The organism is Chondrinema litorale (genome assembly GCF_026250525.1).
In the GTDB taxonomy this organism is placed as follows: Bacteria; Bacteroidota; Bacteroidia; order Cytophagales; family Flammeovirgaceae; genus Chondrinema; species Chondrinema litorale.
The window spans coordinates 3509926-3532486 of record NZ_CP111043.1 but is presented as its reverse complement, the minus strand read 5'-3'; the positions used below and the strand labels follow the sequence as shown (position 1 = coordinate 3532486).

General features: G+C 34.9%; 16 protein-coding genes. 6 read left to right on the top strand and 10 right to left on the bottom strand.

The genetic code is table 11. The annotated features are described in order from the left end of the window. The first annotated feature begins 90 nt into the window (after nt 1-90). Nucleotides 91-1173 (top strand): ribosome small subunit-dependent GTPase A, encoded by a 1083-nt coding sequence (gene rsgA, locus OQ292_RS14525; protein WP_284682863.1) that lies wholly within the window; start codon nt 91-93, stop codon nt 1171-1173. 70 nt (nt 1174-1243) lie between these two features. Here rsgA and OQ292_RS14520 read toward each other — a convergent pair whose 3' ends face one another. The 7 genes from OQ292_RS14520 to OQ292_RS14490 all read right to left on the bottom strand — a co-directional run bounded on the left by OQ292_RS14520 (nt 1244) and on the right by OQ292_RS14490 (nt 10048). Next, the gene (locus OQ292_RS14520; RefSeq protein ID WP_284686008.1) at nt 1244-2308 is read right to left on the bottom strand and encodes an SH3 domain-containing protein; all 1065 of its coding nucleotides are present in this window, start codon (nt 2306-2308) and stop codon (nt 1244-1246) included. A 136-nt stretch (nt 2309-2444) separates the two neighbouring features. Beyond that, the gene (locus OQ292_RS14515) at nt 2445-2852 is read right to left on the bottom strand and encodes an RNA-binding S4 domain-containing protein (protein WP_284682862.1); all 408 of its coding nucleotides are present in this window, start codon (nt 2850-2852) and stop codon (nt 2445-2447) included. A 72-nt stretch (nt 2853-2924) separates the two neighbouring features. Beyond that, complete coding sequence (locus OQ292_RS14510; protein ID WP_284682861.1) at nt 2925-3341, bottom strand: rhodanese-like domain-containing protein; 417 nt, start codon at nt 3339-3341, stop codon at nt 2925-2927. Between the two features lie 63 nt (nt 3342-3404). After that, on the bottom strand, nt 3405-4556 hold the full coding sequence (locus OQ292_RS14505; RefSeq protein WP_284682860.1) for an efflux RND transporter periplasmic adaptor subunit: 1152 nt from the start codon (nt 4554-4556) through the stop codon (nt 3405-3407). 48 nt (nt 4557-4604) lie between these two features. Next, entirely contained in the window at nt 4605-8942 is a 4338-nt protein-coding gene (locus OQ292_RS14500) for a CusA/CzcA family heavy metal efflux RND transporter (RefSeq protein ID WP_284682859.1), read from the bottom strand. Nucleotides 8943-9073: 131 nt separating this feature from the next. Continuing rightward, the gene (locus tag OQ292_RS14495) at nt 9074-9493 is read right to left on the bottom strand and encodes a hypothetical protein (protein ID WP_284682858.1); all 420 of its coding nucleotides are present in this window, start codon (nt 9491-9493) and stop codon (nt 9074-9076) included. Nucleotides 9494-9592: 99 nt separating this feature from the next. Further along, nucleotides 9593-10048, bottom strand: a complete 456-nt coding sequence (locus tag OQ292_RS14490) for a GNAT family N-acetyltransferase (RefSeq protein ID WP_284682857.1) — start codon at nt 10046-10048, stop codon at nt 9593-9595. Between the two features lie 110 nt (nt 10049-10158). On the opposite strand from OQ292_RS14490, the gene OQ292_RS14485 reads away from it, so the two are divergent. Then, nucleotides 10159-10752, top strand: coding sequence for a TetR/AcrR family transcriptional regulator (locus OQ292_RS14485; protein ID WP_284682856.1), 594 nt, complete (start codon nt 10159-10161; stop codon nt 10750-10752). Between the two features lie 66 nt (nt 10753-10818). Next, the gene (locus OQ292_RS14480; RefSeq protein ID WP_284682855.1) at nt 10819-11733 is read left to right on the top strand and encodes an alpha/beta hydrolase; all 915 of its coding nucleotides are present in this window, start codon (nt 10819-10821) and stop codon (nt 11731-11733) included. On the opposite strand, the gene OQ292_RS14475 is transcribed toward OQ292_RS14480, so the two are convergent. Both OQ292_RS14475 and OQ292_RS14470 read right to left on the bottom strand, forming a co-directional pair. Beyond that, nucleotides 11730-13100, bottom strand: coding sequence for a sigma-54-dependent transcriptional regulator (locus OQ292_RS14475; protein ID WP_284682854.1), 1371 nt, complete (start codon nt 13098-13100; stop codon nt 11730-11732). The genes OQ292_RS14480 and OQ292_RS14475 overlap by 4 nt on opposite strands. Nucleotides 13101-13161: 61 nt before the next feature. After that, on the bottom strand, nt 13162-13854 hold the full coding sequence (locus tag OQ292_RS14470; protein WP_284682853.1) for a Crp/Fnr family transcriptional regulator: 693 nt from the start codon (nt 13852-13854) through the stop codon (nt 13162-13164). 309 nt (nt 13855-14163) lie between these two features. On the opposite strand from OQ292_RS14470, the gene OQ292_RS14465 reads away from it, so the two are divergent. Then, a complete protein-coding gene (locus OQ292_RS14465; RefSeq protein WP_284682852.1) occupies nt 14164-16461 on the top strand; it encodes a 7TM diverse intracellular signaling domain-containing protein in 2298 nt (765 codons plus the stop codon). A gap of 9 nt (nt 16462-16470) precedes the next feature. Then, complete coding sequence (locus tag OQ292_RS14460; RefSeq protein WP_284682851.1) at nt 16471-18648, top strand: sensor histidine kinase; 2178 nt, start codon at nt 16471-16473, stop codon at nt 18646-18648. Here OQ292_RS14460 and OQ292_RS14455 read toward each other — a convergent pair. Next, complete coding sequence (locus OQ292_RS14455; protein WP_284682850.1) at nt 18640-20445, bottom strand: chloride channel protein; 1806 nt, start codon at nt 20443-20445, stop codon at nt 18640-18642. The two genes, OQ292_RS14460 and OQ292_RS14455, sit on opposite strands and share 9 nt — an antisense overlap. 195 nt (nt 20446-20640) lie before the next feature. Between OQ292_RS14455 and OQ292_RS14450 the strand changes: the two genes are divergently transcribed. Beyond that, the gene (locus tag OQ292_RS14450) at nt 20641-22533 is read left to right on the top strand and encodes a PAS domain S-box protein (protein ID WP_284682849.1); all 1893 of its coding nucleotides are present in this window, start codon (nt 20641-20643) and stop codon (nt 22531-22533) included. Nucleotides 22534-22561 lie beyond the last annotated feature (28 nt).

Below are 22561 nucleotides of genomic sequence, written 5' to 3'. Positions count from 1 at the left end.
TACTCTTAAGTTAAATCTTGGCAAACCCCATTTACTCCTTTTACACAAGGAGCCTTAAATTATATTTTCAAAAATTTACTTTTTACTACAATGAAAATTTATTCAAAGGAAACTTTGGGCTGGAATACCTTTTTTGAAGAACAAAAAAATCAATCTGAATACGGCATTTTTACTGATGCTAGAGTTTCAGCAGAAAATAAAAACAACTATCTGTTGCTAGTTCCAAAGCTTGGAGAAATTACCGCAGAATGCACAGGCAAGCTAATGTTTAGTGTTGATAATGCCACCGAGTTACCCAAAACAGGAGACTGGGTTTCAGTTCAGTTATTTCACGATGAGCTTAAAGGAGTGATTCATTTCGTTTATGAAAGAAAGACTTCGCTTGGCAGAAAAGTAGCTGGAAAACGCACAGAAGAACAGATTATCGCAACAAACATAGACATTGTGTTTCTTGTACAAGGGCTCGATAACAACTTTAATATAAATCGCCTTTTTAGAACTGTGGTGATGGTACAAGAAGCCTCTATACAACCTGTAATTGTGCTCAACAAAGCAGATATTGCAAATGATGCTGATGCTAAATTAAAACTGGTACAAGATCAGCTTAAAGATGTACCTGTAATTATGCTGAGTGCTTTACAAAAAACAGGGATAGAGCAACTCAAAAGCTATATTAAAGAAGGAGAAAGCATTGTTTTTATGGGTTCTTCGGGAGCCGGAAAATCTACACTTATTAATGCACTTTCTGAAACAAATATGGCTTTAACCGGAGCTGTTAGGTCGCAAGATGATAGAGGTAAGCATACAACTACTCGACGAGAAATGTTTCTTTTGCCAGAAGGTGGTATTTTGATTGATACGCCGGGTATGCGAGAATTTCAGCTTTATTCAGCTAGCCAAGGCTTAGAAAGTACTTTTGCTGATATTACTGAATTAGCTGATTCATGTCGTTACCGAGATTGCACCCATACAGTAGAAAAGGGCTGTGCTGTTTTAGAAGCTTTAGAAGAAGGAGATATTTCTGAATCTCAGTATGAGAATTTCTTAAAACTGCAACGGGAAGATGCATACATGAAAACCCGAACAGATCAGAAAGCTTTTTTGGAGAAGAAAGCCAAAGACAAACAGCTTCATAAGATGATTAAAAAAATCACTAAGAAAGGGATGTATTAAGAAGCATATGTAATTAAAAGTGTTGGTGTGAAAATTAACACCAACACTTAATTTCTGCTTTGGGCATCTACTATTCTTTCTGAAGAAATGTTGTGATTTTCACTCTAATATTTCCTATTTCGTCTAAATCACCCTCACAATCTATTTTTACTTTTTTCTCTATTTCATCAATTTTATTGTTGAACTCATCTATTGACCCAAATTCAAAATAATACTCATATGCTGTAAAATTTATCCATTTAGTATAAAGCTCAGAATAATTATCTCTTGCTTTAATAGCAATAAAATCACAAGGATACTTTTCAAAATAGGTATTACAATAACCAGATACAATTTCTGATAATGCACCATCGCTAACTCTTACAATACAATTAAAAATATGAAAGTAGAAAGGTTTGGTATCTGGATTTGTAGTTAAAAGACTATCTAGAAAACTAAAGGTCAAATCATCATCCGAAAGAGCAAACTGACCTTGGTAAAACATCTTAGCATATACATCAATATCAGCATGATTCAAATAATATGTTATTGGTTTTCCCTCTAATTCCGACACGAACATGTGATTAGTCAATGTCGAATATTTATCTGGCCTATTTAAATCATGAATATCTTTAACAAAGCTTTTGAGGTTTTTTAATTCAATATCAGAATTTTTGGCTGCTACCTTCAATGCATCAGTAATTTTATGATCACCAAAACACAATGATTTTACATTCACTAAACGTGAATAAATTAACTGCAAATCGATGCCATCATTTATTGGAGTTTGATATTTGGAAATTAAAAATGACTTAACATTATCTGGCTGTTTACAAAATGCTGTGAGTGTAGCTAAAGGGAAGTTTTGAGCATACTCAAATAAAAGCTCACTATTCATCTCACTGAATTCAACATTTGCAGGATTACTCTCGACATAACTCAGAAACAATTTACTTATCTCAGATTCTACCTCATCAAAATACTTTATCCTTGATTTATGCACATATCCAGTCCGAAACTCGAAGTCCACTTTCCACCAATCAGAATTAATATCTGGATAAAAATTAAAAGTCTGCCCACTTAAAATAACACCAATAATATCCGATTTGCCAGAAGGACTAAGCCTTAAATTTGTATAACCATCTGGATCATTTATATACCCTAATTATTGTGCCTTAACTGGAATAATAAGTATTAAACAGAAGAATAAGCATAATTCGATTGTTCTCATAGTCACAAAAAAAGGGAACAGAGTTTAAATTCTGTTCCCTTTGTCTTATAAAGTTGGAATTTTATTCATCGCCATCATCATCGAAATCGAGTGGCCAGCCATCGTCTTCATTCAATAGCTTGTCTATATCCCTTCTTTCCTTTTTGGTTGGTCTACCCAAACCACGTGGCCTCGAAAGGATACCCGACTTGCGAATTATTTCCAGTTTTTCCAGTTCTTCTGCCGGTGTGAGATCTTGTACATACTCATCTACCAATTTGGCTCCTACTCTACTCTTAAGTAGTTTTTTTACTTTGAATTTACGCCAAATCGGAGTCTTTTTTACCTCGATCACATCGCCTTCTTTCACTGCTCTGGAAGATTTCACAAACTGTCCGCTCATAGTAACCCTGCCAGACTTACAAGCTTCTGCAGCAACGTTTCTGGTTTTAAAAATTCTTACCGACCACAAAAATTTATCTATCCGCATAAATCAAGAATTTTTTAATCTAATTTTAGAAAGAGTTGAACCTATATAAAGTTCTATATCTGCAAAATTACATTATTTTTCAACTTCTTTACCAGCAGCTTTCCAGGCTTTCATTCCGCCTTTCATGTCGTAAATTTCAGTGAAACCTGCCTTCATCAAAATTTCAGCAGACTTCTCACTTCTAATACCACTGCCACAATAGATAAACACTGGTTTGTTTTTATCAAGTTCATTTGCAGCTTTATCTATCTCATCAGCTTTGTAATCATACGCCACTGCACCCGATAGTTTTCCAGAAGCCACTTCTCCTGGAGTTCGTGCATCTACCAGTTGGTAATCTGCCGTTTCTTCCATTTTTTTGGAGAAAGCATCTGGCTCAAGTACCTCATAGGTTGTCCCCTGAGGTACTTCCGTTTTTCCACATGCACTGAGTATAGATATTATTACAGCTAGAAATAAGCCTATTCTAAGCTCTTTAAGTTTTATCATGCTTTTCATTTTTAAATTCAAATCACTCAATAATACAATGATTTTGAGAAATAGAAAAGCTGATTACAATGATGCCCAGATATAATTGGCTCCTTGTGTTACAACATTAACCCCTTCTGATAAATTTTCTATACCATCTACAGCACAATATCCATCCATTACAGTTCCCGCTTTCACAGGATATTTTTCGTAGGTATAATTACCTCTATCAATAAAAATGAATGAATTTTCTTCGTCTTTTACTACAGAAAGTTCTGGCACTGCGTCTTGTTCTGCATCAGAAACCATAATTTCAGCACTTATAAACATTCCTAATTTTAACAAAGAAACATCTCCTATCGGATCGATATGCACATTTACAGTGTTGTTTTCTTCGTTAACTGTTTCGCCGATTAAAAATACTTCTCCCTCGAAGTGCTTGTCAGAACCATTCACAGTAAACCTTACTTTTTGCCCTTTTTTAATTTTAAGAATGTCGCGTGTAAACACATTTAATTCTCCGTGGATATGGTCTTTGTTTACCACCTTAAAAGCTTCTGTTTGTGCATCTACATGCTGGCCAATATTTAGCTCAACTCCTGCTACAGTTCCGTTAAATGGTGATTTAATATAGATTACTTCCTGAATTTTGCCAGCTTTAATCTGTTCGGTATCTAAACCAAGCATGTTTAATCTAGCTTTTAATCCAGCAGCTTCTGATTTTAATACCGCAAAATCTGACTCTACTTGCTGAAAAGTTTTTAGCGCAGTAGCATTTTCATCACTTAGTTTTTGCTGGCGCTCATATTCTTTTTCTGCAAACTTTAATTTACTGTTTACTTTCAAGTACTCTTCTTGAAGCGTGATGTAAGCAGGGTCTTCTAATATACCAAGTACTTGCCCTCTACTTACTTTTTCTCCTTCTAATACTTTTACTGCTTTTACAAAACCTTCCATTACTGGATGTATGCTGGCGATACCTTCTGGTGGAACATCGATCATTCCGCTACATTTTACCTTTGCAGAAATTGTTTTCTTTTCGATTTTTCCACTTTTAATTCCTGCCATCTTCACTTGGTCTGCATTTAAGCTAACCACATTGCTACTTGAGTTGCTTTCTGCATTTTGCTCTTGTGTAGCAGCTTCAGTCGACTCTGTATTGGCTGCCTTATCATTTTCGCAAGAAGAAAAAACGAAAACGGCAGCAGCGATTAAAAATAATTGAATCAATTTCATTGTATTCTGATATTTGAAAAGTGATGATTTCTTTAATTTTTTTATGATTTAGTCAGCAAGAAAATATTTCATTTCGATCATTACCCTGTTGTATTCGTACAATACATCTGCATAATCCATCTTAATGCGATTAGCTTCTCCCAAATTCATTATATGTTCGTAATAAGCGATTTCACCTTGTCTGTAAAGTAAATCAGACTTTTCGGTGATTAACTCGGCTCTTGGGAGTGCAGTCTCTTCGAAATAGGTAATTCTCGAATTGTATTTTGATGCTTCTTGTTTTAAAGCTTCTACTTCTGCTTTCAATCTAAATCTTTGATACTGAAGCTGGTTGCTAGCAATCTGGCTTTCAATTTTAGCTTTTTGCACAGTAGATTCTTTAGGCAAAAACCACAAAGGAATACTTACACCCACTTGCCAACCATTTAAACCTCCGTTGCCATCTATTTGCTGGCTAAAAATACCTGCACTTAGTTCGGGACTATAAGCAGTTTTAGCTACGGCCAGCTTTTTTCTAGACAATTCAAATTGCTGCTGATATACCTGATACAAAGGATTTAAAAGGCCTGCTACCTGTAAACTATCACTCGCATTAAACTGTAATTTATCTAGCGATTCTGATGTTTGAGGAGCATATTCTTCTTCAGAGAAAATGGCCGTATTAAACTGTTTTAGTGCAATAAACAAATCTGCTTTAAGTGCTTCTAACTGACTGTTTATCTCTTCTTTTCTAGATGAAATTACCAAAGAAGAAAGCATATTATCATCACCGGTTTCGAGGCGCACATCTGCAATGCGCACCATTTCTTCGTAGGTTTTAAGATAATCTTCTAATAAGGAAGCTTTGTAATAAAGCCAATTGTATTGGTAAAAGGTAAGACTTACAGAACGCTCTAATTGTGTTTGAGCCAAGACTTGCTCCGACTTTCTCAAATTAATCTCACTCTTTATCATTTTACTTTTTGCTACAAACCCAAATGGAGAACCAAAACTCTGATTTATAGAAAGGTTATAGTCTGCATTGTACTCTGAGTTTATCTGTCCCTTCTGGTAATTGGCAGAAGTATTTCCAAAATCGATAATGCCTTTTTTACCAGCTTCGGCAGATTCTATTTGTAAAGCTGCATTCTGATAAACAGGGTTATTAGAAACAGCCATTTGCAATGCTTCTTCTATACTAATTTGTGGTTTTGTAGATACAACTTGTGCATTCACATCCAAACCTTGAAAAAAGCAAAACAATAAAAGTACAGAAGCCATAGTCACTTTGTTTGGCTTTTTAATACCTCTTTCTACCAAATAGTAAATTACTGGTAATACAATTAGAGTAAGCATAGTGGCCGAAAACAATCCGAAAATTACAACGGTTGCTAATGGTTGCTGAACTTCTGCTCCTGCTGTAGTAGAAAGTGCCATTGGTAAAAATCCCATAGATGCCACAGTAGCAGTCATAATTACTGGTCTCAGACGTGTGCTTGCACCTAATAAAATTCTTTCTTTTAAATCGTCTATACCTCTTTCTTTGAGTTGATTAAAGTAACCGATTAGCACAATACCATTTAACACAGCCACACCAAAGAGCGCAATAAAGCCAACACCAGCAGAAATACTAAAAGGCATACCTCTTACCCATAAACCTAACACACCACCAATTGCCGAAAATGGCACTGCACTAAATATCATAATCGCCTGCTTAAAAGAACTAAAAGCAAAGAATAGCAAGACAAAAATAAGTAATAAGCCTAGTGGAACGGCAATTTGCAAGCGTTGTGTAGCATCTCTCAAGTTTTCAAACTGACCTCCAAAAACTACAAAGTAACCCGGATCTAAATCTAGTTTTTGATCTATTATAGTTTGCATCTCTTCTACCAAGCTTTGAATATCTCGGTTACGCACGTTTACACCAATTGCAATGTATCGCTGTGTATTTTCGCGAGATATTTGCATCGGTCCAGTTTCTTTTTCTATTTCAGTAATTTCGCTAATAGGAATTTGCTGGCCAGAAGCAGTCCTTAAATACAAGTAATCGTAAATGTTTTCATCATTTCTAAAATCTTCTTCCAAGCGAACAGTCATATCAAACCGTCTTTCTCCTTCGAAAACAATTCCGGTATTTTCACCAGCCATGGCAGCTTTAACCGTACGGTTTACTTCATCTACATTTAATCCATACCTTGCCATTTTCTCTCTGTCGTAGCGAAGCATAATTTGTGGCAAACCATCTACCTGCTCTACTTTAATGTCGGCTGCACCTTGCACATTTTCTACTAAAGCAGCTACTTCATTTGCTTTGCTAAAGAGCACATCCAGATCTTCGCCATAAATCTTAATAGCTACATCTGACTTTACACCAGTTACCAACTCATTAAACCTAAGTTGAATCGGCTGAGTAAATTCGAAAACAGCACCTTTTACTACTCCTAGCTTTTCTTTCATTTTCTCAGCCAGTTCTTCTCTATCTGATGCAGAAGTCCATTCAGATTTTTCTTTGAGAATCACCATCACATCGGCTGCTTCGAGTGCCATGGGGTCTGTAGGAACTTCGGCAGTACCAATCTTAGAAACCACATGTTTTACTTCTGGAAAATTTGCTAAAAGCACGCTTTCTACTTTTGTAGAAGAATTGATACTTTCGTTAAGCGAACTGCCTGGTGGAATGGTCATTTGCAGAGCTAAATCACCTTCTTCTAATGTTGGGATAAATACCGCACCCATTCGCATAAAGATTACCACTGCAATTACAAGTAATGCCAAAGCACTGGTAATTACTACTTTTCTATATTTTAGTGCAGACTCTAAAAATGGATTATAAAACTTAAGAATAAACTCATTCAACTTATCTGCAAAACTCTTCTTATGCGATGTTTTCCTCTTTAAAATCAGAGCACTCATCATGGGCACATAAGTTAGCGAGAGAATTAAAGCTCCGATAATGGCAAAACTTACGGTATAAGCCATTGGCTTAAACATTTTACCTTCAGTACCAGAAAGTGTCATAATCGGCACGTATACGATTAGGATAATCAGCATACCAAAGGTGGCTGAGTGCATTATGGAAGAAGCCGAATGTTCTACTGTGTGATCAAACTCTTTTTTTGTAAAAGTTTTTTGTAAGTTGCTATGTGTGTGAATGTGATGCACAATGCTTTCTACAATAACCACAGCACCATCTACAATTAAACCAAAATCGATAGCACCTAAACTCATCAGGTTTGCAGATACTCCAAACATATGCATCAAAGTAAGTGCGAATAACATCGCCAAAGGAATTACAGAAGCGACAACTAAACCAGCTCTAACATTTCCCAATAAAATAACCAAAACAAAAATCACGATTAAACCACCTTCTACTAAGTTGTTTCTCACTGTTTTAATTACTCTATCAACAAAGGTTGCTCTGTCTAGATAAGGATTAATAGCTATACCTTCTGGTAAAGATTTTTCTACTTGCGTTAATCTATCTTTTACATTTTTAATTACTTCGGTTGCATTACCACCTTTTAGCATTAAGGTAATTCCTCCTACTACTTCACCTTTTCCATCTTTAGTCATTGCACCAAAGCGAGGGGTTTCGCCAAACTGAACTTTAGCAACATCTCTCACTAGCAATGGCACGTTGCCATTATTTTTAACTACTATTTTCTCTATGTCTTCGAGCGTAGTTACTAAACCTTCGGAACGGATATAAAAAGCATAAGGCCCTTTCTGAATATAGCTACCACCAGAGTTTGCATTATTCATGCTTAGGGCATCTGCAATTTCATTAATAGTTACATCACTAGCTCTAAGCTTATCAGGGTCTATAGCTACTTCGTATTGTTTTACAAAGCCACCAAAGCTGCTTATTTCAACAATACCTTGCACACCTGCTAACTGTCTTTTTACAATCCAGTCTTGAATGCTACGCAACTCTCTAGCATCGTATTGGTCTTCATAGCCGGGTTCAACATCTACCGTATATTGGTAAATCTCGCCCAAACCTGTGGTTATAGGCATCAATTCGGGTTGCCCAAGTTCTGCTGGTATTTCGCCAGAAACTACCTGCAGTTGCTCACTAACCAATTGTCGGGCTCGCATAATATCGTAGCCTTCTTCAAAAACAATGGTTACTACTGATAATCCATAGCGGGAAATCGATCGAATCTCCTCTACCTTTTGCAGGTTAGACATGGTAATCTCTACCGGATAGGTAATAAACTGCTCAATTTCTTGAGGAGCTAGAGACGGAGAAACGGTTACAACTTGTACCTGATTGGTTGTAATATCTGGTACAGCATCTATGGTTAGTTGAGATAAACTGTATAAGCCAGCAATAGCAATAAACAGCGTGAATATTAAGATGATCAGTTTGTTATGCACTGAAAACTTAATGATTTTATCAATCATTATTGAAACAGATTTAAATATGTTGGTTGTAGTAAACTTTAATGTGTAGCAAATACCAGATACAAGCAGATGTGTGATAATCTGTAGATTACCTGCCTAATCTTGATAAATGCTGGATGGGGAAAAATCTGTTAGCAGTACGGGGGAGCGCGTAGCGGACTATCGGAAATGAGAATTGAGGTATGAATTACGTTTGAGAGTTCATACCAATGGGGATCTGACTGGGTGTGTTCTGAACCAATAAGAATAAACTCAGCAACAGCAAGGTAATTTTCAACTATTGAAAAATGAACATTACTTGCTTCAGCATCATCCTCAGATGCTATTTGAACATCAACAGGGATGATTTGCTGGTAATTCTCTAGGTGCCTTTCACCAGTATCGAGTGCGAAAAAGCGACCTAAAAATCCAACAGAAGATTCTATCTTCCGTGTTTTGGAAATTACGGTTAACTCATCGAAACTCCTGTGAATATGGGGTACGAGAGAATGCCCAATCAGGATGACTGTAGCCAGAATGATAAAGCTATAAGATATCCATTTACGCATCATATTGCAAAGTCAGTAAAAATTTTTCAAAAATTTAAATGTTGCAACAATTATTTTTAAAATTTAAAATGAATCTCAATAACATAAACCTTTTTTACCTACCTATTTAAGCAGAAAGCTCATTTGTGGTAACATTCTATTTTTAATGCTTTGTGATGGAGTAAAGCCTTTTATAGTAGCTCCCATTTTTTCATAAAACTGTTGTGCATAGGGATCGGCCTGTATTTGCATTTCGTTGTAACCGTTCTTTTGTGCTGTTGCTACAGCATGTTTAAATAAAGCTTTGCCTATTCCAAGATTTATAAATTTAGGCAAAACAAACATCTGTTCCAATTCAATACTATTTTCATTTAGATGCTTTAAGAGATAAAATCCAACTATTGTATCCTCTCTTAAAGCCACATAAGAGATAGCTCCCAAAAGCTCTTGCGACGTGGTAGTTAACTCAGCTCTACAGCTTTCTATAAATTGCTCGCTGTACCCCCAATATGCTTTAGATTGAAATGCTATTTCGCTTAGCTTGTCGGCATCATTTGCCTGAGCTTTTTTAATAATCATATCGATTTTAGACTAGCCTCTAATTGTATTACACCTAAAATTTATGATAAATTCAAAAAACTTCTCAAAAAATAATTGCTTTTTTATACTAGTCGGTATATTTTTGTTTTATGGGAAAAGCCGAACAAACAAAACAGGCCATTATAGAGCAAGCTGCATCACTTTTTAACCTAAAGGGTTATGCTGCCACTTCTATCCCAGAAATTACCAAATCGATACATATTACCAAAGGCAGCTTTTATGGAAACTTTAACAACAAAGAAGAAATAGAACTAGCTGCTTTCGAATACAATGTAGAAATAATTAACTCGGCGCTAAGAAAAGAAATTAAAGCAAGAGATAATGCTATTGACAAACTATTGGTATTTGAAGAATACTATTACGAGGGCATTAAAAACCACCGCTTGCCTGCCGGTTGCGCCATACTCAACACTGCTATAGAAGCAGACGACACACATCCAAAACTCAACGAAAAAGTAGTAGCAGCACTAGACAATTGGAAACATTCCATGATTAGCATTATCGAAAAAGGTAAAAAATATGGGCAAATTAAAGAAGATGTAAAAGCAGACGATTATGCTATTCTTTTTATTGGGATGATAGAAGGTGCTGTAATGCTCTCTAAAGTTTATAAAAGCATTGAACCGATCCATACAATTATGAAGAGATACAGAAAGATTGTAATGGATGAATTAAAGAAGTAAAAAATTTTTAAACAATATTATACCGACCAGTATATTTTTTCTTACTAAACACAACCCAATTAAATTATGAGCAGTAATAGAATTACCTCATCAGTAAAATCATTACGTAAATCAAAGGTTCCTGTATCTTCTGAAGATAAAGTACCCTTCTATTTTCATTTGATTAGAACCGGATTTAAAGGTTTAGGTCCACTCGCTCCAAGAACATCTGCCAAGATTGCATTTAAGCTATTTGCCTCGCCAAGGAAGATTAAAAGTAAGAAAAAGCCATCTGTTATTATGGATGAAGCGCGTCTGTTTACGATAAGTCATCGCAATCGCAAAATACAATGTTATGCATGGGGAAAAACAGGCCCCAAGGTTTTACTGGTACACGGTTGGGAATCTAAAGCTGCTCATTTACAAAATTTTGTGCCTCCATTGTTAGAAATGGGCTATCAGGTATTGGCATTTGATGGCCCTGCTCATGGTAATTCTGAAGGTAAAATGACCAACATGATTGACTTTGGGAAGGTAATTGAAGCCATTATTAATGAAACAGGAAAAGTAGATCACATAATTACTCACTCTTTTGGCAGTGGAGCTACAAGCACTTTGCTCTCTGAACCAGATAACAGTATTGCCATAGAAAAATTAATTATGGTAACCTCGCCTAACAAGTTGCAAGATATTTTTAATAACTTTTATAACCTTTTGCATATACCGAAACCAGTTCAAAATCATTTTGAGGTGTTAGTAGAGCAAATAACTAACAGGTCTATTGAAAACTATGTAATTGCCAACAGACTCAATACTGCCAGAGTGAATAAAACCATGCTTGTACACGATAAAACAGATAATGTTCTACCTTTCGAATACAGCAAAAATATATTTGCGGCTAATCCACATATTGAATATCTGGTAACCGAAGGCAAAGGCCATTATAAGATTATAAAAGACAGAGAAGTAATTGAGAAGGTAGTAGAATTTATTGAAAACTAGATTCCATACTTCTTCATTTTTCTGTAAATCGTAGGACGACTCAAACCAAGCTCATTGGCAACTTTACTCAAGTTTCCGTGATGTTTCTGAATGGAAGTGATGAGCGCTTTTTTCTCTACTTCTTCCATATTTAGGTTGCTTGAGTCGTCTTTACCTTTTCCTTGATTTTCCTTTAAAATGAAATCGCTGATTTGTAACTGATCGGTATCTGCCATGATCACTGCCCTTTCAATAGCATGTTGTAATTCACGGATGTTTCCCGGCCAGTTGTAGTTCATTAGTCGCTTCATTGCAGCCTGATTGACTTCCAGCTCCGGTTTGCGGTATTTATTTTTATGTATCTCAAAAAAATGATTGATAAGTAAAGGAATATCTTCTTTTCTTTCTCTGAGTGGTGGAATCATAATCTCTACCGTATTAAGCCTGTAAAGTAAGTCTTGCCTAAACTTATTCTCAGTGTGGAGGTCTTCTAAAGAAACATTGGTAGCACAAATCAGCCGAACATCTATTGGAATGGCTGTACTTGAGCCAACTCTAAATATTTCTCTATTCTGCAAAACCGAAAGCAATTTTGCTTGTAAGGGCAAAGAAAGATTGGCAATCTCATCGAGAAAAAGTGAACCCTTATCTGCTATTTCGAAGCGACCTTCTCTATCTGCTCGTGCATCGGTAAAAGCACCTTTGTTATGCCCGAATAATTCAGACTCAAACAAAGATGCTGGTATTGCACCTAAATCCACTTTTACAAAAGCTTCTCCATGCCTTGCAGACAATTGGTGTAAAGCATGAGCGACCAACTCTTTTCCGGTTCCATTCTCTCCCAATATTAAAACACTGGCATCGGTATCTGCCACCTTCTCAATAGTATCCAAAACCTTTTTAAAGGCTGGCGACTCACCGATCATGTTTCGGTCTGAGGCAATTGTTTGATGGAAAGCGCGCTGTTTTTTTCGCAAATCAGAAACCTCTTTCTGGCTTTGGCTCAGTTTGTATGCAGACATTACTGTTGCGAGTAGTTTCTCATTATCCCAAGGTTTAACAGCAAAATCAACCGCACCTTCTTTCATGGCTTGTACCGCCAAATTAATATCGGCATAAGCAGTTATTACTACCACACTGCTCAATGGAGACATCTCATGAACTTGCTTTAACCATTTTAAGCCTTCTGCCCCACTCTTGGCTCCATTGGTATAATTCATATCCAACAGAATTACATCAAACTTGTAAGACTCTAACAACACAGGAATAAGTTTAGGGTCTTCTTCGGTTTTTACCAGTTTAAATCTTCTTTTAAAAATTATCTTCGCGGTATGCAACACATCGGGGTCATCATCTATGATCAGTATATTTCCATTGATCTTTTCCATATTTAAATGTAACAAAATGTTACACTTATTAGCAAGGAATTATAGAGATGATAAGCTCAAATCAAGATACTTGAGCTCCTTCTTTTAGAAAAGATTTATCTAGTATATGAATGGATTTTCTAGAATAATCGATGTAACCAGCTTCTTTCAATTCATTGAGCATAGAGGTAACTGTTGCTCTACGCGAACCAATTAAATCAGCAATGTCTTTATGGGTATATACCAGAGGAATTTCTATTTGCTCAGCTTTTTGACTATTAGGTTGTTCTTGTGCGAGTTCTTTAATAAAATCTAGCAACCTCGTTTTTACATCTTTAAAGAATAAAAGCTCAAGCCTTCTTTCTAGCTTTCTTATTCTTAAACCAATAATCTTGTGTATTGCTAAACCAAACTGTTGGTTTTCTCGCATTAGGTCATACATCTGATCAACTTCCATTGGGCAAATACAAGTATTAGCAGATACACTTTGTGCAAAATCTTTTCGCTTTTTCTCGCCTAACAAAGCCATTTCACCAAAAATTTCTCCTTTGGTTAAAATTGCCTTTATCATCTCCTCGCCATCTTCTGTGTAGGTAGTTATTTTTACTTTACCTTCGCTCACCAGATAAATATGACGGCTATATTCTTCTTTAAAATATATAAAATCTCCTTTGCTAAACTTTTTGAATGCATGCTGTTTGCTAAAGCGCTTTATTTTATGTGGGCAAAGAACACTATAGAGGTTTACATTTTCAAAATACCAAATGGTTGACATAAGAAAAGGTTTTAAGTAATAAAGTTATAAGCCTCTTGACTTATAAAAATATTAAATCCATTTACATAACACGACACAAATGCCGGTTTTTTAGTTTACCCCCTTTGTAAGATATAATTGTGTAGAAACTTAAAATAGCTTACTACAAAAATAAAATTAGCAATCAATTAGCTATTTATTTTATTTTAGATACAAATAAGTAGACATTTAAATTTCAATATTAAAAAAATCGGGCGTAACTAACTGAAAATCAAACTGAATTTCTCGTATAAAATCGAATTCGGTCTGGCAAACTTTTTCTAATTAACTATGCTGAAATACATCTTTCTCATTTTTTATATCTTTTTAAACTCACAGTATTTGTTGGCGCAAGACTTTTACCATCAGGCAAAAGTGCATCCAGCAGATACCTTTATGCTAGAGCAGAAAGATGGCACTTTTTATATTACCGAATACATAGATTATTTCTACGACTCCCTCTGTACTTACAACATTCAGCAGGTAGCTGCTGCTGAGTTTGCTCCAAACTTTAAAACCTACCAAGATATTCCTTATAGGGAAGACTATTACCGAGCCTTAGAAAACCAAGGATGTTATTGGGCAAAAGTGACCTTAAAAAACAGTTTAAAATACGATAGCGAATGGTTCTTAATCTTGGGTACAGGAAAGACGCTTGATGTTTATACAGAAAATGAAAATGGTGGTTTTGAGCTAAAGAAAACAGGTTTATTAGTAAAAGTACCAGACAGAGATGTACAAACAGAAAGAGGGAATAAAGTTAAAATACTAATACCTTCAGCAAAGGAGAATTTCACTTTTTATATACGTCTCCAAACTGTGCCTAATATGTACAGTTACTTCAATATTGCGCTAAAAAGCCCAGAAGAATGGCATCAGTTTATATATCAGCGAAACTTATCACAAGGCTTTTTTCAGGGAATAATCTGGATAATGCTTTTATACAATCTTTCTATCTTTATTTCTGTGAGAGATAGAACCTATGTGTATTATGCTTTATACCTCTTATCGCTCTCCATTCTGTTTTATAATTATTTTGACTTTAACCTACATAGCATATTTTTTAATTATCCAGACTTGCCTTTCTATACAAGTTTTGCTGCCTCTTCTTTGGTTACGGTTTTTTACTTTCAGTTTTTAAGGCACTTTTTACAAACTAGAAAGTTTTTACCCAAATGGGATAAAGGAATACTTTTTTGGATGGCTGTAAAGGTTACATTCATGTTTTATGGTCTTGCCATCATTTATACCAAACAAACAAATCACTTCCCATTCGAGCATTCAGAAATTCTATTTGGAATAGAAAGCATTTTCAACTTCTTTACACTTTTGTTTATCTACAAAAAAGGAAGTCTGCTGATGAAGTATTTCACTATCGGTACATTCTTTCTTTACTTGGGTGTATTTTTGGCTGCATTAAGTTGGAGTAATTCTTTTGTTGAATATGGAATAGCTGGCTCAGAATCTGGATACTTTATACAAGCAGGCGTAGTGTTGGAAATTCTGAGTTTTTCTATGGGTCTTGGCTACCGAATTAGGGTAAATGAATACGAGAAACAGAACTATCAGGAAAAACTCATTTTACAACTGCGAAAAAATGAGAGTCTACAAGCAAAAATTAAAGATGAGCTTGAGAGCAAAGTACAAGAACGCACCAGAGAGATAGAAGAACAGAAAACAGAAATTATAAGTCAGTCGGAAAAGCTCAAAGAAGCCAATACAGAAATAAGTGCGCAGAAAGTTGCTGCTGAAGATGCATACACCCAATTAAAAAAAGCGCAGGAATCTTTAGTTCGATCTGAAAAAATGGCCTCCTTAGGGCAGCTTACTGCAGGCATTGCACACGAAATTAATAACCCAATCAATTTTGTTTCTTCTAATGTAAAACCGCTCAAAACCGACTTGGCAGAAATTAAAGAACTACTAGAATGTTACTTTAAATTGCAAGTTGGCGAAACCTTACCAGAACAGTTAACACTAGCCCATCAGAAAAAAGAAGACCTCGATGCTACTTATCTTTTAGAAGAAATCGAAAGCTTGCTTAATGGAATTGAAATTGGCGCTAACAGAACAAAAGCTATTGTTGCTGGGTTAAAAAGTTTCTCAAGGTTAAATGAAGACACAATTAAAAAGGCTGATATTCACAATGGGATTAACAACACCTTGCTTTTGCTTAGTAATAAGCTGAGAAGAAATGTTGAATTGATAAAAAACTTTGATGAGCAAATTCCATTGATTGAGTGTTATCCGGGTCAGCTTAATCAAGCATTTATGAATTTACTCGATAATGCTATAGATGCGCTCAACGGAGATGGAAAAGTAACGATTAGCACAAATTTAATACAAAAAAACAGTAAAGAATTAGTTAAAATTGTCTTTGAAGATAATGGCAAAGGCATGCCAAAAAGGGTGCTTAATCATATTTTTGAGCCATTTTTTACAACTAAAGAAGTGGGGAAAGGATCGGGTTTAGGGCTTTCTATTACCTATGGAATTATACAACAACATGGAGGTAATATAACTGCCAGCAGTAAACCAGGTATAGGAAGCAGCTTTACTATAGAGCTTCCCATAACACAACAAACTTAATTACCAAAAATGCAGAACTACATCAATTGTTTATTACTTCTGCTTTTGCTTTTTACAAAAGTAGCAGCGCAAGATAATTCAACCACAGTAATTGTAATTGACGAATACAAAGAAGAATATACTTTACCACATGCCAGTATCTCCTACTTTACAGATGAGTCTAATGAGCAAACAATCGATGACATAGTTTCAACAGATTTTAAATACAGCTTCCATCCATTTGAGAATAAAGATAATAAACTTGAAAGCTTTCATTCACATTGGATAAAGCTCAATATACTAAGTCATTTGCCAGACGATGAAACCATGGTGATGTTTTTTAGAAACATTAGTGAAGTTAAATTCTATGAAAAAAATGATAATGATAAATTCTTAGAGCATATCACCGGTGAGTTTGTTCCGGGTGATGAAAGGCAAATTAATAAAGGAGGTGAACTCAACGTACGCTTTAAACTGAAAAAAGACAAGATAAATACTTACTACATAAAAGTAAAAAACGACCTAAATCTCTCTGTTGTACTTACCAATTTTAGAATGATGCCATATGAAAAATGGCTGGAAAATAAGGCAGAATCTAATCTTACTCAAGGTACTTTTCAAGGCTTTCTTTGGATGATGCTTCTAACCAACTTCTTCTTTTATTTATCATTAAAAGACAAAGCTTATCTGTATTATACCTTATATGTTGCTTCAGCTTCGTTGCTGTTTTTAAGGTTTTTTGAGTTTGGCGATCAGTTTCTTTTTCAAAGTTTTCCTAGAATAGATTTTTATTCCTTGTGGATATCTAACCCTGCACTGCTACTCTATATCCAGTTTTTCAGATTGTTTATCAATATGAAAAAGAGTTTTCCTGAAATAGATAAATTGGTTAAGAAATGGATTTACTGGAATATAGGTTTTCAGGTTCTTTCGGTCGTTTTAATGTTTATACACTTTGAGTTGTATCTTAAAATCAACTTTGCCTATAACTTCATTAGCTTTCTATTCATTTTCTTCATTCTTGTAAATACTTACAGAAAGAGTTCTAAGGTTTATAATTACTTTTTGGCAGGTTCATTATTGGTAATACTTGGGGGAACTTATATGGTTCTCAGTGGCATTCTTTCTTATCCACTGCCTCCTAATCCTTACTTTTTGCAGATATGCATCATTATAGAAATTATTATTTTCTCTATTGGTTTAAGTTTTCGCTACAGTTTAAATGAACGCAACAGAGAAAGAGCGCAACAACAACTGATTGATATTTATAAAAAGAATGAGGTTTTACAGAAAAAAGTCCATAAAGAATTAGAAGAAAAAGTAAATGAAAGAACAAAGTTAATTAGTGAGAAAAATGATGAGCTGCAACAAAGTTTAGATAAACTGCAAAACACACAATCTAAATTAATTCAGTCTGAAAAAATGGCTTCGCTAGGGCAGTTAACTGCTGGTATTGCCCACGAAATTAATAACCCAGTCAATTTTATTTCTGGTAATATCTCTCCACTCAGAAAAGACATTGACGAGCTAAAATTCATTATTGATAAAATTGAAGATAATGATGGCAATGCTGATGAAGTGATAAAAGAATTACTTGAGCTAAAAGAGGAGTATGATACAGCCTTTCTATTCGAAGAAGTCGAAACACTGATTCAAGGTCTAGAAGAAGGAGCTACTCGAACCAAAGAAATTGTAAAAGGTTTGAGGTATTTTTCCCGATCAGATGCAGACGAGTTTCAAGAAATGAATTTACACGAAGGCATCAACTCTTCCCTTATTTTGCTGCATAACAAAATCAAAAATAAAATAGAAATTAAGAAAGATTTTCAAGCAGACCCTACCATTTTCTGTTTGCCCGGAAAACTCAATCAGGTATTTATGAATTTGCTTACCAACTCAATCCAAGCTATTGGTGGCAATGGTATTATTCAAATTGGCACCAAAAACATTACTGTAGAAGAGCAAGTATTTGTTGAGATTACGATTAAAGATAATGGAACTGGCATTTCAGAAGAGGACCAAAATAAGATATTCGAGCCCTTCTTTACCACTAAAGAAATCGGGCAAGGTACCGGCCTTGGATTATCCATTTCTTATGGTATAATTCAACAACACAAGGGAAATATTTCGGTAGAAAGCGAAATTGGTAAGGGCACTACATTTTTCATTCAAATACCAGTACAGAAAGAAAAGGAACCTTTAGCCTAGTTCTTTAGAGAGTGTTTTTAATTGACTTCTATAGATAGAAAATATTTTAGATTTTGAGAGAAAACCTTCATACTGGCCATTGTTGGTAACTGGTAAATTCCAAGCATTGGTTTTATCAAACTTATCCATTACAGATTCCATCTTCTCTCCGATCTCAATTACTGCTGGTGGCTTTTTCATCAAGTACTTAATCTCTTTTTCTTTATATAGTTCAGGCTTAAAAATCAGCTTTCTAACATCGTTTAAAAGAATAATACCCTTTAAACTTCTATTCTCTCCAACTACTGGAAAAATATTCCGTTCAGACTTGGCAATGGCATTTACCAAATCTCCTAGCTTTTGATCTTCGTGCACACTTACAAAATTTCTTTCTATTACAGAAGCCATTTTAATATCTTGTAGCACTGTTTTATCCTTATCATTTAAAATGTAATCTCCCCTTTTTGCCAATTCTTTTGTATAGAAAGAATGAGAATCGAAATAAACTTTTACCGCAAAAGAAACCGCCGCCAATATCATTAGAGGAACTAACAGCTCATAGCCCTGTGTAATCTCAGCCACCAAAAATATTTTAGTTAAAGGAGAATGCAACAGGCCAGAACTCACTCCAGCCATACCTACCAATAAGAAATTAATTTCGGAAAGCGCTAATTCAGGGAATATAAGATTTAGAACTCTGGCAAAGATGAAACCGGCTAAACCACCAGTAAACATAGCGGGTGCAAATACACCCCCAACGCCGCCTAATGCTCTGGTAAGTCCGGCAGCTACTACTTTTAGCATCATACTTAGCAACAGAAATACAACTAAAAGCCATTGATTCCCTGCAAACGACTCAAATATGGTATTTTTAAATACAGCCCATTCATCACCTTTAATCAGTTGAGTAAGCGTAATATATCCTTCACCATATAATGTGGGTAATACCAGAATCATTAAGCCTAGCATTATTCCACCTAGAAACATTTTTTTAGATTGATTCCTGATGTGGATAATCTTGTTTTGTACCCAGTAAATTGCTGTGTTAAAATAGATCGATAACATTCCACAGATAATACCGAGAATGACAAAAAAGAGCAATTCTATATTTCTAACATCTTCCGTAGTTGTAAACCTGAAAAAAGCATCTTCTCCCATTAGCAAGTCGGAAATGAAAGTGCCCATTACCGCAGAAATTAACAAAGGGACAATAAACACAATGTTAATGTTGGCAATGATGACCTCCATTACAAAAATTACCCCGGCTACAGGTGCATTGAAAATGGCAGAAATTGCAGCAGCTGCACCACAACCAATTAGAATAGTTGTTTGCCTGTGATTTAAATGAAAAAGCTTGCCATAGTAAGATCCCCAAGCGGCTCCAGTAACCACCACTGGTGCCTCCAAACCTACAGAGCCACCAAAGCCGACTGTAAATGCACTGGTAATTACCTGTAAATATTTATGCTTGGCTTTAATTACAGAATTGTTTCTCCCGATTGAATAGAGGATAAAGGAAATACCTCTGTCTAGTTTTCCTCCGGCAAAAAACTTTACAACTAACAAGGTTATAACAATTCCAACAACGGGTAGCAACAAATACAAAACCCGTTCATCTATTACCCATTCCCAAGTTGCATCGAGTAAATCTTTAATAAAATAGATTAAACGCTTTAGCAGAACTACAATAATTCCTGTTTCAAAACCCAAAAAAACGCTGAGAATAATTATAAATCGGTGATCGTCTAAATGCCGAATACGCCACTTTAAAAAAGTAGTAAATACTCTACGGATTTTGAATGCTACACCTTGCCACATACCTCCCCAAAAACTCTAGAAACAACATTTTTCATATGAAATAAAAAATCAAGATAGTTAAGAAAAAGGAATTATTTCGGGTTATAGCCACTTTAATTTAAGGCAATATTTCAAAAGATAAATAGTTTCCATCCTGTATAATAATAACATTTATTAAGGAATCGGATCAACTCTCAGTAAAAGGTTAAAGCACATATGTTATCAAGTACATCAAAAATTTTTTCTTTTGGAATTACAGAAGATAATACTGACTACCAAAATGATAATATTAAGATAAGCAATCAAATAGCTTTTTATCATATATTATCAGCTATTCTAGTATCAATTTACTTTGCGATTAACTTTCCTAAGCTTTTATTCTTATCAATTATACCTTTAGGAATATCTATTATCACTCTGGTATTAAGTTACTTATACCTCACTAAAGCATCTCGTTTTTTATCATCAGTATTTCCTTGCTTGTATGTTGCCATTATTCATGGTTTAATTGTTGAAACAGGCGATGCTCCAAGAGCAGGTACATTTGGCATCGAGTTAGCCACAGCAACAATACCTTTCTTACTTTTCGATTTTAGAGAAAAAAAATATCTAATTAGTTCCATAGCATCTTGTTTTGTGATTCTGGCATCTTATCAACTTAGAATAGATTATATATCATTGAATACAGAGCTTTTCATAAATACAGATCATCCTCAGATGTTTAAATTAGCAATGCTAGTAGCTACTTTACAGCTTTTTTTGGAAGTTTTTATTCTAAAATATTCTCATTATAAATCTGAATTAAAAAATGAGGCTACAGTAAAACAAGCCTATGAACAAAACATCAGGTTAAAAAAATCTGAGGAAATTCTACTAGAATCACTTAAAACACTAGATGATAGTAAAGAAGCTGAACAGAGAAGACTATGGATTACAGAAGGTGCCACAAAGCTTGCTAAGATTTTAAGGAGTATAGACAACAGCCAAGAGTTATTTGATAAGATACTTTCTGAGCTTATAAAATACCTTCAGGCAAACCAAGGGGCTTTTTATGTAGTAGAACAAGACGAAGAAACTGATCCTGTAAAAATCAAATTAGTTTCTTCTTATGCTTACGACAGAAAAAAATTTAATCAGCAAGAGTTTGAACCGGGAGAAGGTTTACTTGGTCAGTGTTATTTCGAAAAAAATATTATTAAACTCACAGAGATACCCGAAGACTATGTAGATATAACTTCAGGCCTTGGAGAAGCAACACCACGCACATTAATTATTATTCCATTAAAACTAAATGAGCAAATTGCCGGCTTTGTCGAAATTGCTTCATTTGAGGAGATGGATGAGTATAAAATTTCATTTCTCGAAAGAGTAAGTGAAAACATTGCTTCGACTATTATTAATAACAAAATACACGAAAAAACCACTCAGCTACTTACTAAGTCTCAGGAACAGGCACATGCGATGCGTACACAAGAAGAAGAAATGCGCCAAAATTTCGAAGAGCTACAAACCACACAAGAAGAAATGGAAAGAGTGCAGAATGAGTTGAGGTATATGAAAGATCACCTTGAACATGAGCTCGCTTCCAAAATTCAGCAATTAGAGCAATACAAAAATAACATAGAGGTGTTTATGAACAGCTCTTCAGATTCAATTCTATACACACAAACAGATGGTAAAATTATTATGTGTAATCCAAGAGTTGAAAAGATGTTTGGCTTTACTAGTGAAGAAGTACTCGATATGGGTATTAACGAATTATTTGATAATGAAAAAGACCTCTTAATTACAGACTGCTTTGATTCTCTAAAAAACGAAGAAAGTAAATTCTTTTACGACTTTAGTGGTAAAAGCAAATTATATGGCTACAACTTTCCTGTTGAAATAAAAATCGGAAAAGGTAATGATGAAAGTAATGACATCTTCTCTATAATGGTTAGAGATATTTCTAAGCAGAAAAAGCGAGAAGAAAGCATGAAAAAAAGCATTGCAAGTATTTCCAAGCTACAACAATCACTTATGCAAAAACAACAAGAGATTAATTCTATTAGAAAAGAACTCAAAGAAAAAGATAAAGAAATAACTAACCTTAAATCTAATCAAGCATAAGTAATTCAACCAACCTAAAACAAATACA

Excerpts from the sequence above, each read along its gene's own strand:
- OQ292_RS14470 (WP_284682853.1), bottom strand. The coding sequence starts at position 13,854 with ATGTCAACCATTTGGTATTTTGAAAATGTAAACCTCTATAGTGTTCTT.
- OQ292_RS14480 (WP_284682855.1), top strand. The coding sequence starts at position 10,819 with ATGAGCAGTAATAGAATTACCTCATCAGTAAAATCATTACGTAAATCA.
- OQ292_RS14450 (WP_284682849.1), top strand. The coding sequence starts at position 20,641 with ATGTTATCAAGTACATCAAAAATTTTTTCTTTTGGAATTACAGAAGAT.
- OQ292_RS14500 (WP_284682859.1), bottom strand. The coding sequence starts at position 8,942 with ATGATTGATAAAATCATTAAGTTTTCAGTGCATAACAAACTGATCATC.
- OQ292_RS14495 (WP_284682858.1), bottom strand. The coding sequence starts at position 9,493 with ATGATGCGTAAATGGATATCTTATAGCTTTATCATTCTGGCTACAGTC.
- OQ292_RS14455 (WP_284682850.1), bottom strand. The coding sequence starts at position 20,445 with ATGTGGCAAGGTGTAGCATTCAAAATCCGTAGAGTATTTACTACTTTT.
- OQ292_RS14490 (WP_284682857.1), bottom strand. The coding sequence starts at position 10,048 with ATGATTATTAAAAAAGCTCAGGCAAATGATGCCGACAAGCTAAGCGAA.
- OQ292_RS14475 (WP_284682854.1), bottom strand. The coding sequence starts at position 13,100 with ATGGAAAAGATCAATGGAAATATACTGATCATAGATGATGACCCCGAT.
- OQ292_RS14460 (WP_284682851.1), top strand. The coding sequence starts at position 16,471 with ATGCAGAACTACATCAATTGTTTATTACTTCTGCTTTTGCTTTTTACA.
- rsgA (WP_284682863.1), top strand. The coding sequence starts at position 91 with ATGAAAATTTATTCAAAGGAAACTTTGGGCTGGAATACCTTTTTTGAA.
- OQ292_RS14510 (WP_284682861.1), bottom strand. The coding sequence starts at position 3,341 with ATGATAAAACTTAAAGAGCTTAGAATAGGCTTATTTCTAGCTGTAATA.
- OQ292_RS14505 (WP_284682860.1), bottom strand. The coding sequence starts at position 4,556 with ATGAAATTGATTCAATTATTTTTAATCGCTGCTGCCGTTTTCGTTTTT.
- OQ292_RS14485 (WP_284682856.1), top strand. The coding sequence starts at position 10,159 with ATGGGAAAAGCCGAACAAACAAAACAGGCCATTATAGAGCAAGCTGCA.
- OQ292_RS14515 (WP_284682862.1), bottom strand. The coding sequence starts at position 2,852 with ATGCGGATAGATAAATTTTTGTGGTCGGTAAGAATTTTTAAAACCAGA.
- OQ292_RS14465 (WP_284682852.1), top strand. The coding sequence starts at position 14,164 with ATGCTGAAATACATCTTTCTCATTTTTTATATCTTTTTAAACTCACAG.